Raw genomic sequence first — 15,854 nt, forward strand, 5'->3', positions numbered from 1 at the left:
CGATGTACGCCCTGCTGCTCCGACTGATGTTCCTGGTCGCGCCGGAACGCATCCACCACCTCGTCTTCACCGCCATGCGGTTCGCCGCCTGGTGTGCGCCGCTGCGCTGGGCGATGAGCAATATTCTCGCCACCGACGACCCGATTCTGCGTACCACCGCGTTCGGGGTCGAATTCCCCGCGCCGCTGGGTTTGGCCGCCGGATTCGACAAGAACGCCGACGGTGTCGACGCCTGGGCGCCGCTGGGGTTCGGTTTCGCCGAGATCGGCACCGTCACCGCCCAGCCACAGCCCGGCAATCCCGCACCGCGGCTGTTCCGGCTGCCCGCCGACCGTGCCCTGATCAACCGGATGGGGTTCAACAACCACGGCGCCGCCGCGGCCGCCGAACGGCTGCGCGCGCGGCGCGGCGGAGTGCCGATCGGAGCCAATATCGGCAAGACGAAGATCGTCGAACCCGATCATGCCGCCGCCGACTACGCCACCAGCGCCGCGCTGCTGGGGCCGCTGGCCGATTTCGTCGTGGTCAACGTCAGCTCCCCCAACACGCCCGGCCTGCGGGATCTGCAGGCGGTCGAATCGCTGCGGCCGCTGTTGCGGGCCGTGCTGGACAGTGTGCAGGTGCCGGTGCTGGTGAAGATCGCACCGGATCTGTCCGACGAGGACATCGACGCGGTCGCCGATCTGGCCGTCGAGCTGGGGTTGGCGGGCATCGTGGCCACCAACACCACCATTCGCCGCGACGGTCTGCGCAGCGATCCGGACGCGGTCGACGCCATGGGCGCGGGCGGTCTGTCCGGGCCGCCGGTCGCGGACCGTTCCCTCGAGGTGTTGCGCCGGCTGTACCGGCGGGTCGGTGACCGGCTGGTACTGATCTCGGTCGGCGGTATCGAAACGGTCGACCAGGCGTGGGAACGTGTCCTCGCCGGGGCGACGCTGCTGCAGGGCTATACCGGCTTCATCTACGGCGGCCCGTTCTGGATGCGCAGGATCCACCGTGGTCTGGCGCAGCGGTTGCGTGCCGGTGGATACCGGAGCGTCGCCGAGGCCGTGGGCGCGGAGCACACAGCCCACGCCTGAACTCCGGCGCAGGTTCAGCCGTGGACCAACGGAGGTTCGATCGTGTGGCTGCGCCGCGGCCCGCGCCCCGGCGGCGTCGGGTCCCCGTTGGGTCGCACTTCCTGCTCCAGCCGCGCCGCCATCCGCTTGGCCAGCAGGATCACCGCGTGATCGCGCAGGATGCCCAGTTCATCGGCGTAGACCTCGACGCGGGCCTGGGCCATCCGGTCGTGCACCATGCGCGGGTCGCTGAGCAGTTCGTCCAAGCGCATGCCCGCCAGCGCCTGGGTGCGGGTCAGCCGCCGATCCGGCAGCCAGCTCAGCCGCCAGCCATCGGTGGTGTCGGTGTCCCGGTAGGCGGCTTCCGGGGTGATGTCGCTGGTCATTGTCCATTCGGTGGCGTGAATGGTCATCGTCGTCTCCGGTGCAACAGGTGGAGTGAGGCCGGCTCCAGGGTGCTGAGTTCGATGATCACGAATGCCTCCAGTCGTGCATCCGCTGGTACAGCGCGGTGGATGCGCTGCACCGTGATTTCCGCGGTGTCGGCGAGTGCGGCAGCGTGTGCCTGGCCGATGGGTCGGGTGGCCGAGCCGGGCGGCCGAGTGGGGCGCTCGGTGGCGCGGCGGCTCTGGTGTGCCGGTGGGCGTACCGGCCGCATCGTTCCCTCGCGGCAGGCATGCTCGCCCGTGTCGGTGCGCGTTGGCTGTTGGGTGCGCGAGTGGCGGCGTGGATCGCCAGGCCGGTCGTCGTGCCCGAGGAGTTGTCGCCGCGTACCGGCCGGGTGCATGGTGAGCCCGGCCCCGGTGCGGGGCGTGGCGGGTGGGGAATGCCTTCGCGCTGACGCGTGGCTGGTCGGGATGCGGTGGTGCGGGGTTGTCCGGCGGCTCGTTTAGTCCACCACCGACTTCGGCGCCAGATCGCTATCCGGTCCGGCGGTGCGGTGTCGCCGTCGAATCTGCCGTATTCGGTGAATCATTCTCATCACCAGCCCTCCCGTGCCTGGTGGTGCGATGGGGATCGCCACATCCAGTGTGGCATTTGCCGTTCCCCGAGCGCAATTGCCGTTGTAATTTGGTAATTGACAATTTGCCCGCCGGCTAAACCCGATTTGCGTGGCCTATGTGCGCTCGACGCTCCGGTGTCGCGCCGATCGAGGAGGGTCGCCCATGGTCCCGCAGGACTCGGGAATGGTTGCCGTTCGCAATATCCTCACCCGGCTGTGCAAGCGGTCCGGCCTGAGCTCGGATCGGTTGCGCAGCACCGAAATCGACGTATTGCCGCTGCTCGACCTGCTGGCCGTACGCCAGTACGCGCGGCGCGCGGGCATCGACCGGGAAGAAGCGGTGCTGCCGCTGGTGCGCGACCTCGCGGGGCGATTGGAGCCCACCGACCGGCTCATCGTCGACGCGGAACTGTCGTTGGGGCTGCTGCGCGAAAATCCGCCCGCCGACATCGATCCCGGCCGGCTCTACGCCGCGGATCTGGGGGTGCGGCGCGAATACCTCACCGCGTACTGGCAGGTGCTGCACGAAGCCGTTGGGGCGCAACCGATCCTCGTCGCGCCGACGGTGCGGTCCCTGCGCGGGGCGCCCGAGCGCCGTGCGTTCACCGCGCTGGCCGCGCAGCTGGCCACGGCCTCGGTGTTCGACGGAGCGCACGTGATCGACGCCGCGACGGCATTGAACAATGCTGTGGCCGAATCGAATTCGGCGACGCACCGCGGTGTGGTGACCGTGATCGGCGATGCGGTCATCGACCACATGTACCTGGTCGACCGGATCCCCGGCGCCGGGGGCACCACCCGCGGCGGTTACGAGGAACATCCCGGTGGCAAAGGCCTCACCCGTGCGGTCGCCGCGGCGCGGCTCGGTCTGCGGGTGCGGCTGATCTCGGCGGTCGGCGACGACGACGCGGGCGGCCGCATCCTGGAATACCTGCGCAGCGAGCGAGTCGACACCGAACTGGTGAAGGTGGTGCCCTACGCGCCGACGCCGGTCACCGCGGTGATCGTCGCAGGCACCGGCGCGGCGAGCACGATCGGCTGTAAAGACGAGCGAATCAGGTTGAGCGCCCAGGATTTACGCAGCGACGCGATCCGCTCCGCGATCGCCACCTCCGACGCGCTGCTGCTGACCTTCGAGCAGCCCACCGGGGTGATCGAGCAGATCATGGCGGATCTGCGCGGGCTGCGATCCCGGCCGCTGGTGGTCGTGCATCCGGCGCCGCCGCTGGATCGCCCGCAGTACCTCTACCAGTACCTCGGCGTGGTGGATTACCTCGTCGGCGGCGACAAGGACCTGGACGCGCTGGCGATGGTCTCCGAGGGTGCGACCGGGGAGACAACCGCGACGTTGTTGCGCGCGCTCGGTGTGCGGGCGGTGTGCGCGCTCCAGGATTTCCGCTGCGCGGTGTGGTCGGACGAGGTCAGCGACCGGTTTCATCCGTTCCCGACGGCACTGGAGCATTCGGTCGGCGCTTACGCTGCCTTCTCCGCCGCCTTGGCCTATCGTCTCGTCTCATCGCGCCGCCCCGCCGCACGCAACGACTACGTCTGGGCGACCGCCGCGATGGTGGCGACGCAATCGGTCGGGGACGTCCCGGGAGCGATGCCGCTGGTGAGTGAAGTCGAACGGATTTTCAGACTCGCTACGGAGGAGCATTGACCAGAATTGTGGACCTTGCCGATACCGACCATCGGTTCCGTCGCAAGGGGCATGATCTGCGAGTTCGGGTGGTGGAGCTGCACGGCGACAACGAACAGGGGCACTTGCTGCTGTTCGGCGAGGTGGCCGACGGGTGCCTGGTGCGGGTGCACTCGCGCTGCTTGTACGGGGAGGCGCTGCAGTCCCAGGACTGCGACTGCGGGCCTGAACTCGACACGGCGCTGGATCTCATCCAGGCCGCGGGGTCGGGGGTGCTGGTGTACCTGGAGCAGGAAGGGCGCGGCGCGGGGCTGATCGCGAAGGCTCTGGGATACCGCGAAAGCGAGCGCTCCGGCGCCGACACCTTCACCAGCTACGAGAACCTCGGTTATCCTGCCGACGCCCGCACCTACTCCGCGACCGCCCGCGCACTGGCTGAGCTGGGATTGCGCTCGGTGCAGCTGCTCACCAACAATCCTGCCAAGGTCGACGCGCTGCGGCAGGGAGGTTTGCAGGTGACCGCGGTGCCGTTGCGGACACGGGCGCTCAGTGAGCGGGCCCGCGAGTACCTCGAAGCCAAGCGCATTCGGCGCAAGCACTGGATTCCGACCGATTCCGTGCCGTGGGCGGTCGAGGAGCCCTGCGGTGCCGCTCAGAACGACGAAGCATCGGCCGCCGATCCGGTGGTCATTACACCCGGCGAAGCCGCCCGCCCCCGTCCCGGCTCCGCCTCCGCGGCCGATCTGATCGGTGCATAGAGGTTCCTCGATGTAAGAGCCACGACAATCCCTGTGTCTCGCTACCATGAGTGAGCCGCGCCACACGTGGCGCGCGCCGACTCGAGCGTGCGAGTCTCGGATCGGGCGTCGGCGAACACCGGAGTTCGGTCCACGCCAGAGATAGCGGGAACAGGGATATGACGACAACAGACATCGGATACGCGCACGAATCGGGCAAAACGGTCTACACCGTGCCCGCGGCATTCCAGGAGACCGCGCGACTGCGCCCCGACCAGATCGCCCTGCGCAAGGTGGGCGGCACCCAGGAGTACACCTGGCGCGATTACGCCGAACGGGTGCGTTCCATCGCGGCGGGCCTGGCAGGCCTCGGCGTCCGGCACGGCGACACCGTCGGCATCATGCTCACCAACCGGCCCGAATTCAACCTGGTCGACACCGCGGCGCTGCACGTGGGCGCGACCCCGTTCTCGATCTACAACACCAGCTCCCCCGAGCAGATCACCCACCTGTTCACCAACGCGGGCAATAAAGTCGTGGTGACCGAACAGGTTTTCCTCGACCGGATCACCGCCGCCGGCGTGCCGCTCGAGCACATCGTCATGGTCGACGGCCCCGCCGCGGACACCATCACCCTCGAGCAGGTCGAGGCCGCGCCCGCCGCGGAATTCGATTTCGACGCCGCCTGGCAAGCGGTTCGAGCCGACGACCTGGCCACCCTGATCTACACCTCCGGCACCACCGGCCCGTCCAAGGGCGTGGAGATCACCCACCGCAACGTGCTCGCCCAGATCATCGCGCTGGTCAACGGCCCACTGCAGGTCGGGCTCGATGACCGCGCCGTGTCCTACCTGCCCGCCGCGCACGTCGCCGACCGGATCTCCGGACACGCGATCAACCTGCTCACCGGCATCCAGATCACCACCGTCCCCGACCCACGCGAGGTCGCCGCCGCCCTGCCCGACGCGCGCCCGACCATCTTCTTCGGCGTGCCACGGGTGTGGCAGAAGATCAAGGCGGGTGTCGAGGGCAGGCTCGCCGCCGAACCGAGCCCGGTGAAGAAGGCACTGGCCAACTGGGCGATCGGCACCGGCATCGCCGCCGCACGGGCGGATCTGGCCGGTAAAGGTCGCGGTCCGCTGCTGTCGGTGCAGCACACGATCGCCGAAACCCTGGTGCTGTCCAAGCTGCGCCACGCACTCGGTTTGGATCAGCTGAAGGTCGCCTCCTCCGGCGCGGCCCCCATCCCGCCGGAGACCTTGGAATACTTCCTTGGCCTCGGCTTCACCGTCAGCGAGGTGTGGGGTATGTCCGAGACCAGCGGCGTGGGCACCTACACCGAACTGGCCAAGCCGCGTCCCGGTTCGGTCGGGCGCCCGGTGGACGGCATGGAGCTGCGGCTCGACGCCGACGGCGAGGTCCTGGTGCGCGGTCCGATCGTCACCCGCGGCTACCGCAACATGCCGGACAAGACCGCCGAGGCGATCGACTCCGACGGCTGGCTGCACACCGGCGATATCGGCACCCTCGACGCCGACGGCTACCTGCGGATCGTGGACCGCAAGAAGGAACTGATCATCAACGAGGCGGGCAAGAACATCGCGCCCAGCAACATCGAAAACGCCGCCAAGGCCGCGTCCTCGCTGATCGGTCAGGCGGTCGCGATCGGCGACGCCAAGCCTTACATCGCCGCGCTGATCGTGCTCGACGCCGACGTCGCCGCGCTGCGCGCCAAGGAACTCGACGCCACCGCCGACGACATCACCACCCTGGCCACCCGCCGGGAGATCGTCGAGGAAGTGCTCGCCGCGGTGCAGGCGGGCAATGCGAAACTCTCGCGCGTCGAACAGATCAAGCGTTTCACCATCCTCGGCGCGGTCTGGGAACCCGGCGGCGACGAGCTGACGCCCAAGATGTCGCTCAAGCGCGTCCCGATCGCGACCAAGTACCAGGCCGAGATCCAGGCGCTGTATGCCGAGAACGCCTCCGACCGGGTCGTCAACGTCAAGTAGAATCCACCGGAAAGCGCTGTGGCCCTGGACATTCCGTCCAGGGCCACAGTCATGAAGCGTCGCGGCGGACTTCTGCATGCCTCCCGTTGCGAAACCGTCCACTCGGTCTTCGTCCCCACACCATGCGGAAGCGCAGCTGGTGTTTCGGCATGGCGATACCGGTCATGCTGCACGCGCGGAGCGAATCCGGCTCCGTCCGTGGCCATGTCTCCCATGGCGCGCGGTCGAACACGAGAATCAAGGAGGACGCATGGTTTCCCGAGACATGATCGCCCAGCTCCGCCAGGACGTCACCACCGCCGAGGACGCCGGCGACGACGCGACCGCCCAGCGTCTGCGTGCGGAGTTGGCCGCCGCGGTAGAGGCGGCTCGACGTGGAGAGGCGGACGACGAGCAGTAAACGCGAATCCACGAACGACCTTCTTGCATCCCGCGCCATCGCAAATATTGCGACAGCTTCCAGGTCACGTAGGTGGTCTGCCACGAGCGGAACACCACCGCGCATCTCGACGACTACGCGGGCTGGCCCGAGCGGCGCCCCGCCTCGTGATAGCGAACGGCTCCGGAGCCGTCTTGCCGCTTCGCCCGGTGCATCGCTACTGAAGCCGTCCTACTGGTACAGCGTCTCGCCGCGGTGGGTGTCGAAGTACTCGCGCACCTCGGAGATCTTGCCGTCCGTGACGATGAAGTTCGCGATGTAGGCGTTGTCGTACTCGTGGCCCGATATCGTGGTCGCCCTCGATCGCCACTCGACGACGGCGTTCGAGTCGCCGATGGTCAGGCTGAGCAGTTCAGTGGTGAACGACCCCGGCTGCATCCTGGCCATCGCGATCGGAAAGAACTCCTCAACGATGGCGTTCGGCCCGTGCCAGATTCCGGAGTTGGGCAGACGGCCTGGTGCGAACCATCGCGCGTCATCGGTGAAGCACTCCTTCAGGAGCGTCGGGGTCCCGGTCTGGAGTGCATCGAAGTAGCGATGGATGGCGCCCTCGGTGGGGTTCTCGTTGGTCACTGACAAAGCTTAGCCGGGATGGGAACGTTTGTTCGATAGAGAGCTCGTTGTACTGGCCCAGCCGGTGGCATCACCGGAGTCAGCGGCTTCCCGCTGTCAGTAGCCACAAAACACGAGGTGGGGCCGAATTTCTTGGTTGCCACCCATGTTTTCCGAGGTGCGTTGGTCGCCGGGGCGGGCCCCCGCACGCAGGGGAGTCTCCGCCTTTGTCCGCCAGCACCTGGGTGCAATACCACCGCCAACCGGGCCAATAGTCCCGGGTCTCAATAGTGTCGCTCCACCAACATCACCTCGGTCTGCCGGTTCTACAGTCGCGTCACGACATATGGCAGCAATGCGCGCGCTCGGTCGGCGCCACCCTTGATGCGTCCGTCGAGGGCGAGGATCACCAGTCCGTGCAGGTGCGCCCAGAACAGGTCGGCGGGGGCGTCCGAGTCGAGGGCCGTCGCGGGGTGCTCGGGCTGGTCGGCCGCCGCGATCCCGGCAAGCACGTCGAAGCACGCGACCGCGGCCGGTGGCGCGTCGGCTGTGCGGAACGGCACGTTCAGCAGGTTGTGCATGAGCCGATACGGATGCGGCTGCTCGAAGGCGAAGTCCCAGTAGGCATTCGCCGCCGCCAGCAGCCGGTCACGCTGGTCGGTCTCGGTTTGCGCAGCGGCCAGGCGATGAGCGAGTTCTCCGAACCCCTGGTCGACGACGGCGAGCAGGAGCGCGTACCTGCTTGCGAAGTATTCGTAGACAACCGGTGCGCGATAGCCGACGCGGTCGGCGACCAGGCGAGTGTTGACCTGGACGACTCGGTGCGGGTCACCGATGTCGCGTCCGCGGTCGCCGACCGGGCGGGTGCCCGAGTGGAGCCTTGGGATCCGGCCGACGCGATGCGGGCATGGGGGTGATGGTCGAGGCGTTCCTGCTCGACCAGGTCGCCACCAGCACTCGGGCGCGGGCCGAACTCGGTTGGCAACCGACCCGGCCGAGCCTGCTGGAGGAGCTGTCGTGACCACCGTCCATGCGGTCCTCACCGCCGTCGCCGTATTGGCGACCGGCGTCATCTACGGGACGGACGCGTTCTGTGCCCTTGTGCTGCGACCGGCGCTGACACACACCGACGACCGCGCTCTCGCCTCCGTCAGTGGCTTTGTGCACAACTATGGCGACGACAGACTCGCCGGCGCCTGAATGCCGGGCCGACACCGCCTGGCGCGGTCTTTGACTGTCGATTGAACGCGCGTTTAATATATTGAACATGCGTTCAAAGGATGATGAGCTGCCCGAAGCCGAGAAGATCCACGTCGACCTCACCGGAGCACCGCAGACGATGCTCGCAACGCTGTATGCCAAGGCGCTGGACGCCGAGGCCGAAAACCCGCTTCTGGGCGACACCTGGGCCAGGGATGCGGTACGCCGGATCGACTACGACTGGCGAAGCACGAGAATCACGAGACGCAACCAATCCGGAGTGACAGTTCGCACGGTCCACTTCGACAACTGGGCCCGCGAGTTCCTCGCCCTGCATGACCGTGCCGCGGTATTGCACCTCGGTTGCGGGCTGGACAGCCGGGCGTTCCGGCTGGATCCCGGCCCCGAAGTCGAGTGGTATGACGTCGATTACCCCGAGGTGATCACGCTGCACGAGCAGCTCTACCCCGCCCGCGAGCACCATCACCGTGTCGCCGCCTCCGTGACGGATCCGGCGTGGCTGCAAGCGATCCCCGCCGACCGGCCGGTGCTGATGATCGCCGAGGGCTTGACCATGTACCTCACCGAAGACACCGGCGTCGCCCTACTGCGCGCAGTGGTCGAGCACTTTCCCTCCGGTGAACTGCAATTCGACGCATTCAACGCCCTCGGGATCAGGTCGCAGAAAATCAACCCGGTCGTTCGGCGCTCCGGTGCGACGCTGTACTGGGCGATCAATGGTCCCGACGACATCGTCTCCGCTGTGCCCGGAGTTCGGCAGCTCGCCGCGATATCGGTATTCGACTCCGAGTCGTTCCAGCGGGGAGTCTCCGGCGGCTATCGGTTGATGGGAAGGGTGATGTCGCTGGTTCCGGCAATGCGGATGATCGCCCAGTACCACCGCTACGCCTTCTGACGCGGGCCGTCGGCTTGTACTCCAGGTCGAGGCACGCGCGGCTGCCTATCGAAACCGACCAGCGATCGTGCGTTGTCGATTCTCGGCCGGATCAACCCACCCAAGGGGGAGCAATTCAGACCCGAGGGGACGGCCGAAACCCCCCGTGTGGTCGTATCCCCGACCGCCGTCCATCCATGACCATTGAGGAGCCAGTACAGCAACCTGCCAACCATGGAGGCTTCTATTGTCACCCAACCGCCAGAGACACTCGTCTTCAGCGCGTCGTCCGGCCGGTGAGCCCTTCACCTCGGATTCGATCGACTTCTCCCCTGATGCTCCGAGTGCCCCCAGCGGTCCGGTGTGCCCTACGACGCCACGGGAGGCGGCGAAGACGGATACTTCGGTCCGGCGCCGCAGGGTTCCGATCCTGGCTGCCTTGCTCGCGATCCTCGTCGCGGTTGCCGGTGGGGGCATCGCCTATTGGACACTCGACACAGGCGACCGGACTCCAGATGCCGCGCCGACCGCCGTCACCCAGGCTGTCGGAGCACATCGTCACCATCCCGGTCGGCCCGGCCCCGGTCGGCCTGGCCCCCGGCCCGGTCACCGGCACCGTCAACGTCAGCAACACGAGGGACGGCATGGTGCCGGTGACCGACGCGCCGTCGCGTACCGTCACGATCCCGGTCGGCCTGGCCCCGGTCCGCATGGCCCCCGGCCCGGTCACGGACACCGTGAACGGCAACGTCAACGTCACGATCATCCGACACCACCTATGCCACCGACAGGGGTGGACGACGCGGTCTCGGTGTGATCGGGTAGACGACCACCCACGGCGTCCAGGAACTCTTGCGATCCGCAGTGACGACGGCGGACTGACGGCCGGGTCGCTCGGCTGGACATCGGCCGCGACGCCGATGTCTGGTGCGCCAGGGGAGCCTACTTCTGCTCGTAGGTGCCGATCAGGGTGGCGCGGGCCAGGGTGTGGGAGAACAGGTTGAAGCCGAGGTAGGCGGGGGTGGCGTTCTCGTCGATACCGAGGCTTTCGACGTCGACGGCGTGGACGACGATGAAGTAGCGGTGCGGGCCGTGCCCGGGCGGCGGGGCGGACCCGACGAAGCCGTGGAAGCCGCCGTCGTTGCGGAGCGTGATGGCGCCGGTCGGGAGGGCGCCGCCTTCCTCGCCGCTGCCCGCGCCGCTGGGCAGGGAGGTCACGGTGCCCGGGATATCGGCGACAGCCCAGTGCCAGAAGCCGGAGGCGGTGGGCGCGTCGGGGTCGTAGACGGTGACCGCGAAGCTCTTGGTTTCCGCGGGAAAGCCCGACCAGGACAGCTGCGGGGAGATGTCTTTGCCGCCCGCGCCGAACACGCCACTGACCTGATCGTTGTGCAACGGCTGGCCGTCGGTCACGTCGGTGGAAGTGAGGGTGAACGACGGTACCTGAGGCAGTGCGTCGTACGGGTTGTGGGTCATGAAGCCTCTTTTCCGGGTCGGTTCAGCTGTGCAGTAGGAAGTGTTCCAGCACGCGGGTGCCGAATTCGAGGGCCTCCACCGGTACCCGCTCGTCGACGCCGTGGAACAGAGCGGTGAAGTCCAGCTCAGGGGGCAGCTGCAGCGGGGCGAAACCGAAGCAGCGAATCCCCAGGCGGGCGAACGCTTTCGCGTCTGTGCCGCCGGAGAGCATGTAGGGCACCGTGCGGCCCCGGGCATCGTGGGCGAGCACGGCGTTGTTCATCGCGTCGACCAGATCGCCGTCGAAAGTCGTCTCGTAGGAGTCGAGTTTGGTGATCCACTCGCGTTCGACATAGGGGCCGATCAGCTCGTCCACCTCGCGTTCGAACGCCGCCTGCCGCCCCGGGACCACGCGGCAGTCCACCACCGCCTCGGCGGTCTGCGGGATCACGTTGGCCTTGTATCCCGCCTGCAGCATGGTCGGGTTCGCGGTGTCGCGCAGCGTCGCGCCGATGATGCGCGAGATCGTGCCCAGCTTCGCCAGCTGGCCTTCGATATCGGGGCTCGACGGGTCGAACTCGAGGCCGGTCTCTTCGGCGACGGCGGCCAGGAACGCGGCCACCGAATCCGAAAGCACAAGGGGGAAGGTGTGTTTGCCCAATCGTGCTACCGCGTCGGCGAGGACGGTCACCGCGTTGTCTTCGTGCAGGAACGAGCCGTGTCCCGCGCGGGCCTTGGCGCGCAACCGCATCCAGCCCAGCCCCTTCTCGGCGGTCTCCACCAGATATAGCCTGCGTTCGGTGCCGTCGGGGCGCGGCACGGTCAGCGAGAAGCCGCCGACCTCCCCCACCGCCTCGGTGACGCCGGCGAACAGGTCGGGCCGGTTGTCCACCAGCCACTGCGAGCCCCACTTGCCGCCGTTCTCCTCGTCGGCGAGGAAGGCGAAGACCAGATCGCGCGGAGGTACCGTGCCCTCGAGCTTGAACTGGCGGGCCACCGCCAGCGCCATCCCGACCATGTCCTTCATGTCGATCGCGCCGCGACCCCACACGTAGCCGTCGCGGACGGCACCGGAGAACGGGTGCACACTCCAGTCGGCGGCCTCGGCCGGCACCACGTCCAGGTGCCCGTGGATCATCAGCGCGCCACGATTGCGATCCGCGCCTTCCAGCCGGGCGAAGACATTGCCGCGTCCCGGGGCGCCGGACTCCACGTACTCGGTGACATAACCCGCCTGGTGCAGCTGGTCGGCCACCCACTGTGCGCACTCGCGCTCCCCCTTGGTGGTGGCAAGGTCGCCGGTGTTGGAGGTGTCGAAGCGGATCAGCGTGCTGACCAGCTCCACCACTTCCGACACCGCGCGGGTGCTTTTGTTCGGGTCGATTCCTTCGCCAGTTGCGGACACGTCCCCTTTCCTACCACCCGGACAACAGTGCGGGCGCGCCGCCGGGGTGTCGCGTCGGAGCCACGCGGCCCGCATCGTGCGTGATCACCCGCGGCGGGATTGTCATCAGGGTGATCGCAACTCGGTGCCGGTGGGGTCGACCTCATCGGGGAACACCACTCGTACGAACGCCCAGAATCGGAACACCATGCCCAAAGCGGTGCCGATCAGCTGCGCGGCCACGAAATCGGCCAGGTTCTGGGTGAACCGGGAGACCTCGGGCACCTCCAGGTGCAGCACATACCGTGAAACCCACAACGGCGCGGTATTGATCGCGACGGCCAGGAAACTGACCAGGTAGAACAGCGCGGCCTCGTGATGGCCGCGCCGCCCGCCGCGCGCGCTGAAGGACCATTGCTTGTTCAGCACATACGACAGCGTGATCGCCGCGAGCACCGCGAGGACTTTGGCGGTGACCGGATGCGACTCGAGCACAGTGCTCTTCAGGGTCAGGAAGACCGCGGTGTCCAGCGTGAACGCGGCGACGCCGACGGAAGCGAATCGGATCAGTTCTCGACGCCGTGCCTGGCCCCCCAGCGCGGACGTCACCCGAGCGAAAACGGGGCGTTCGGAAAATAGCACAGGTAAAGTCTCCGGCACATGTCCCGACCCCACAACAAGATCGGCAGATTCACCGCACCGCATATTCCGCGGACGTACGGTCGGTGCATCGCGGGCAGGTGAGAAGACAGCGTGAAGAAGTCCAAGCGGCGCACCCGTCACCAGCAGGCAGAGCGCGACACGCCGGTGCGGGCCGCAGAGCCCATCGCCGTGGTCGGGATGAGCTGCCGCTTCGCCGGAGGTGCGGATTCACCGGAAGCGTTGTGGCGCTTGCTGATCGAGGAGACCGACGCGGTCGCCGACGCGCCGCCGCCGGGCCGGTGGTCCGGTGACTATCGCGATTCCGACCGCGCCGCCGCGGGCAAGACGGTGTCGGTCGCCGGGGGCTATCTGCCGGATGTCGCCGGGTTCGACGCCGAGTTCTTCGGGATCACCCCGCGCGAGGCGGCGGATATGGATCCGCAGCAGCGCTTGGCGCTGGAATTGGCCTGGGAAGCGTTCGAGGACGCGGGCATCCGGCCCGACCGGGTTCCGGAGACCGGCGTGTATTTCGCCAACAAGTTCAACGACTATCGCGCCGTCAAACTCGCTCGGGGCGCCACCGCGATCACGCCGTTCACCAGTACCGGCGACGTCGAGGGCGTCATCGCCAACCGGGTGTCGTACTTCCTGGGTTTCGACGGACCGAGCATGACCGTGAACGCCTCCTGCGCGGGATCGCTGGTCGCGGTGCATCTGGCCTGCCAAGCGCTGCGGGCGGGTGAGAGCGTGCTCGCGATCGCCGGTGGCGTGCAGTTGAACCTGATTCCCGAGACCGCGATCGGTCTGTCCGCGCTGGGCGTGCTGTCCGCACACGGCCGCTCCCGCACCTTCGACGCCTCCGCGGACGGCTACGCGCGCGGCGAGGGTGGCGCGGTGGTTGTGCTCAAACCGCTGACGCAGGCGCTGCGTGACGGCGACCGCGTCTATTGCACCCTGCTGGGCAGCGCCACCAACAACAACGGCAGCCACCGCTCCATGCCCGCCAGCAGCGCCGAGGGGCAGCGGCAGCTACTGCGGCGGGCGTGCACGCGAGCGGGTGTCGACCCGGTGACGATCGACTACGTCGAGGCGCACGGCACGGGCACCGCCGTCGGTGACCGCGCGGAACTGTCCGCGCTGGCCGAAGTCTATGGAACCGGCCGCGCCGCCGATGACCCGTTGACGGTCGGCTCCCTCAAAACCAATATCGGTCACACCGAGGCGGCCGCGGGAATGGCGGGTCTGGTGAAGGTCGCCCTCGCCCTGTCGCACCGCCGCATGCCGCGCAGCCTCCATTTCGACCGTGCGCCATCCGATTTCGAGTTGGCGGCGGTGGGACTGCGGGTCGCTGACACCGCGTTGCCGTGGCCCCGGCACGATGGTCCGGCACGTGCCGCGGTGAGCGCGTTCGGTTTCGGCGGCTCCAACGCCCACGTGATCGCCGAAGCGGCGCCCCGAACCGCACCGGTGACCGCGTCCGATGCCCCGGAACGGCTGGTGGTGCTGTCCTCGCGCACCGAGGCCGCGTTACGGGCGCACGCCCGTCGTCTGCGCGACCATCTCCGGAGCGAACCCGGTATCCTCCTCGGTGACCTCGCGCATACGCTCGCCACGAGAACGCCGTTGCGCTATCGGCTGTCAGTGGTGGCCGAGAATGTGGACCACGTTGTCGAGTTCCTCGACAGCTACCTCGACGCGACCGGGGCCGACGATGCGGACAGCGCCGCTGACAGGGAAAACGAGGTGCTGAGCCGACTGCTGTCCGCGGCTCTGCGGCCGGGCACGGTGGGCCGGCGTGAGCTGCTGGAAGCGGCGGGCACGCTGTTCCGGCGTGGCGTCGAGCCCGACTGGGTGGCAGTCAACCCAACGGGCCGTCCGATCTCGCTGCCCACCTATCCGTTTCAGCGGCAACGGCATTGGGCTGCCCCGGAGGCCCCCGGTGAAGAGCCTGGTGTCGACCGGCCCGAGTCCTCGGGGACCTATTCCGCGTCAGCCGAATTCACTGCCTCCATTGGTCGATCGACCCCGCGGCGTACGGCGACCGAGCGCGTCGAGCCTGACATCGAGTCGTCGGACTATGCCGCGCTGGTCGAATCCCCTGCTGTCGTTGGTAGTTCGAGTCCCGCCGTGACCAAGCGGCGCACCGAGTCGGATACCGCGCCGAGCGAATCGTCGGCGATCGATTCCGCTGCGATCGAACCCGCTGCGCCCGCTCGTGATTCGGCATCGATCGATCGGCTCACCGATTCCGGGGAGCCGGGAAGTACCGTCGAGTCCGACGTCGCGGCGCTTGCCGCCATGGTCACGAATGAGCTGGCCGAGGTCGTCGGCATCCCGGCTGATCGCGTCGACGTGCGCCAGAACTTCGACCAGCTCGGAATCGGCTCGGTGCATGCGGTGGAGCTCAGCGCGCGCCTCAGCGCCCGGCTCGGCATCGACGTCCCGGCCGCCATCATCTGGGGGTGCCCCACTGTCGAGCTGCTGGCCGCTGAACTGGGGACCCGCCTCGTCCCCGTGAGCCATGCAGCGGAATCCGTCGCCAGGCCGCCTTCCCGGGCGGCGGTTCTCGAACCGACGCTGGACGAGGAAGCCCTCTCCACCGCCGAGCTCCTCGCACTGAGCCGAGAACTCCTGGGCTGACGCGGGATTCGCGCCGCGAACAATGGGAGCGGTTCGCGCCCGCGCACGGCACTGTCACCCAGTTGGCGGAGGAGGTCATGCCCGCCGCCCGTGCCGCGGAGATCATCCTGTCGGCCGTCGAGACCGATCGCCTCTACGTCACCACCCACCCGCACTGGGCGACCCAGGCCAGCGATCGAGTCGCGGCATCGTGGCCGG

16 protein-coding genes are annotated in these 15,854 nt (G+C 68.0%); 10 read left to right on the plus strand and 6 right to left on the minus strand.

Annotated elements, in window-relative coordinates; translation table 11 throughout:
• Nucleotides 1-2: 2 nt before the first annotated feature.
• The gene (locus OHA40_RS30020) at nt 3-1,079 is read left to right on the plus strand and encodes a quinone-dependent dihydroorotate dehydrogenase (RefSeq protein WP_330230200.1); all 1,077 of its coding nucleotides are present in this window, start codon (nt 3-5) and stop codon (nt 1,077-1,079) included.
• 14 nt (nt 1,080-1,093) lie between these two features.
• On the opposite strand, the gene OHA40_RS30025 is transcribed toward OHA40_RS30020, so the two are convergent.
• Nucleotides 1,094-1,471 carry a hypothetical protein gene (locus OHA40_RS30025; RefSeq protein WP_330230201.1) on the minus strand — a complete coding sequence of 126 codons (378 nt, stop codon included), beginning with the start codon at nt 1,469-1,471 and terminating at the stop codon, nt 1,094-1,096.
• 98 nt (nt 1,472-1,569) lie between these two features.
• Between OHA40_RS30025 and OHA40_RS30030 the strand changes: the two genes are divergently transcribed.
• The 5 genes from OHA40_RS30030 (at nt 1,570) to OHA40_RS30050 (ending at nt 6,849) form a co-directional block, all read left to right on the plus strand.
• Nucleotides 1,570-1,899: a hypothetical protein gene (locus OHA40_RS30030; RefSeq protein WP_330230202.1), complete on the plus strand. Its 330-nt coding sequence runs from the start codon at nt 1,570-1,572 to the stop codon at nt 1,897-1,899.
• Between the two features lie 325 nt (nt 1,900-2,224).
• Nucleotides 2,225-3,721, plus strand: coding sequence for a PfkB family carbohydrate kinase (locus tag OHA40_RS30035; protein WP_330230203.1), 1,497 nt, complete (start codon nt 2,225-2,227; stop codon nt 3,719-3,721).
• Nucleotides 3,718-4,458, plus strand: a complete 741-nt coding sequence (locus OHA40_RS30040) for a GTP cyclohydrolase II (RefSeq protein WP_330230204.1) — start codon at nt 3,718-3,720, stop codon at nt 4,456-4,458. Before OHA40_RS30035 ends, OHA40_RS30040 begins: the two co-directional genes overlap by 4 nt.
• A 158-nt stretch (nt 4,459-4,616) precedes the next feature.
• Entirely contained in the window at nt 4,617-6,449 is a 1,833-nt protein-coding gene (locus tag OHA40_RS30045; protein WP_330230205.1) for an AMP-dependent synthetase/ligase, read from the plus strand.
• Nucleotides 6,450-6,699: 250 nt separating this feature from the next.
• On the plus strand, nt 6,700-6,849 hold the full coding sequence (locus OHA40_RS30050; RefSeq protein WP_330230206.1) for a hypothetical protein: 150 nt from the start codon (nt 6,700-6,702) through the stop codon (nt 6,847-6,849).
• 210 nt (nt 6,850-7,059) lie between these two features.
• Here OHA40_RS30050 and OHA40_RS30055 read toward each other — a convergent pair whose 3' ends face one another.
• Nucleotides 7,060-7,461, minus strand: a complete 402-nt coding sequence (locus OHA40_RS30055) for a nuclear transport factor 2 family protein (protein ID WP_330230207.1) — start codon at nt 7,459-7,461, stop codon at nt 7,060-7,062.
• A 305-nt stretch (nt 7,462-7,766) separates the two neighbouring features.
• Entirely contained in the window at nt 7,767-8,123 is a 357-nt protein-coding gene (locus tag OHA40_RS30060; RefSeq protein WP_330234433.1) for a TetR-like C-terminal domain-containing protein, read from the minus strand.
• Here OHA40_RS30060 and OHA40_RS30065 point away from each other — a divergent pair.
• From OHA40_RS30065 to OHA40_RS30075, 3 genes are all read left to right on the plus strand, one after another.
• Entirely contained in the window at nt 8,034-8,357 is a 324-nt protein-coding gene (locus OHA40_RS30065) for a hypothetical protein (protein WP_330234500.1), read from the plus strand. The genes OHA40_RS30060 and OHA40_RS30065 overlap by 90 nt on opposite strands.
• A 100-nt stretch (nt 8,358-8,457) precedes the next feature.
• Nucleotides 8,458-8,640, plus strand: coding sequence for a hypothetical protein (locus OHA40_RS30070; RefSeq protein ID WP_330230208.1), 183 nt, complete (start codon nt 8,458-8,460; stop codon nt 8,638-8,640).
• 88 nt (nt 8,641-8,728) lie between these two features.
• Nucleotides 8,729-9,556 (plus strand): class I SAM-dependent methyltransferase, encoded by an 828-nt coding sequence (locus tag OHA40_RS30075; protein WP_330234434.1) that lies wholly within the window; start codon nt 8,729-8,731, stop codon nt 9,554-9,556.
• 921 nt (nt 9,557-10,477) lie between these two features.
• On the opposite strand, the gene OHA40_RS30080 is transcribed toward OHA40_RS30075, so the two are convergent.
• From OHA40_RS30080 to OHA40_RS30090, 3 genes are all read right to left on the minus strand, one after another.
• Nucleotides 10,478-11,011, minus strand: a complete 534-nt coding sequence (locus OHA40_RS30080; protein WP_330230209.1) for a YbhB/YbcL family Raf kinase inhibitor-like protein — start codon at nt 11,009-11,011, stop codon at nt 10,478-10,480.
• 22 nt (nt 11,012-11,033) lie between these two features.
• On the minus strand, nt 11,034-12,395 hold the full coding sequence (locus OHA40_RS30085; protein WP_330230210.1) for a M20/M25/M40 family metallo-hydrolase: 1,362 nt from the start codon (nt 12,393-12,395) through the stop codon (nt 11,034-11,036).
• A gap of 105 nt (nt 12,396-12,500) precedes the next feature.
• Complete coding sequence (locus tag OHA40_RS30090) at nt 12,501-12,983, minus strand: GtrA family protein (RefSeq protein ID WP_330230211.1); 483 nt, start codon at nt 12,981-12,983, stop codon at nt 12,501-12,503.
• Between the two features lie 144 nt (nt 12,984-13,127).
• On the opposite strand from OHA40_RS30090, the gene OHA40_RS30095 reads away from it, so the two are divergent.
• Nucleotides 13,128-15,656: a beta-ketoacyl synthase N-terminal-like domain-containing protein gene (locus tag OHA40_RS30095; RefSeq protein ID WP_330230212.1), complete on the plus strand. Its 2,529-nt coding sequence runs from the start codon at nt 13,128-13,130 to the stop codon at nt 15,654-15,656.
• The last annotated feature ends 198 nt before the right edge of the window (nt 15,657-15,854 follow it).

Origin of the sequence: Nocardia sp. NBC_00508 (assembly GCF_036346875.1) — a bacterium.
GTDB lineage: Bacteria > Actinomycetota > Actinomycetes > Mycobacteriales > Mycobacteriaceae > Nocardia.

Excerpts from the sequence above, each read along its gene's own strand:
- OHA40_RS30020 (WP_330230200.1), top strand. The coding sequence starts at position 3 with ATGTACGCCCTGCTGCTCCGACTGATGTTCCTGGTCGCGCCGGAACGC.
- OHA40_RS30025 (WP_330230201.1), bottom strand. The coding sequence starts at position 1,471 with ATGACCATTCACGCCACCGAATGGACAATGACCAGCGACATCACCCCG.
- OHA40_RS30035 (WP_330230203.1), top strand. The coding sequence starts at position 2,225 with ATGGTCCCGCAGGACTCGGGAATGGTTGCCGTTCGCAATATCCTCACC.
- OHA40_RS30045 (WP_330230205.1), top strand. The coding sequence starts at position 4,617 with ATGACGACAACAGACATCGGATACGCGCACGAATCGGGCAAAACGGTC.
- OHA40_RS30050 (WP_330230206.1), top strand. The coding sequence starts at position 6,700 with ATGGTTTCCCGAGACATGATCGCCCAGCTCCGCCAGGACGTCACCACC.
- OHA40_RS30065 (WP_330234500.1), top strand. The coding sequence starts at position 8,034 with ATGCGGCTGCTCGAAGGCGAAGTCCCAGTAGGCATTCGCCGCCGCCAG.
- OHA40_RS30080 (WP_330230209.1), bottom strand. The coding sequence starts at position 11,011 with ATGACCCACAACCCGTACGACGCACTGCCTCAGGTACCGTCGTTCACC.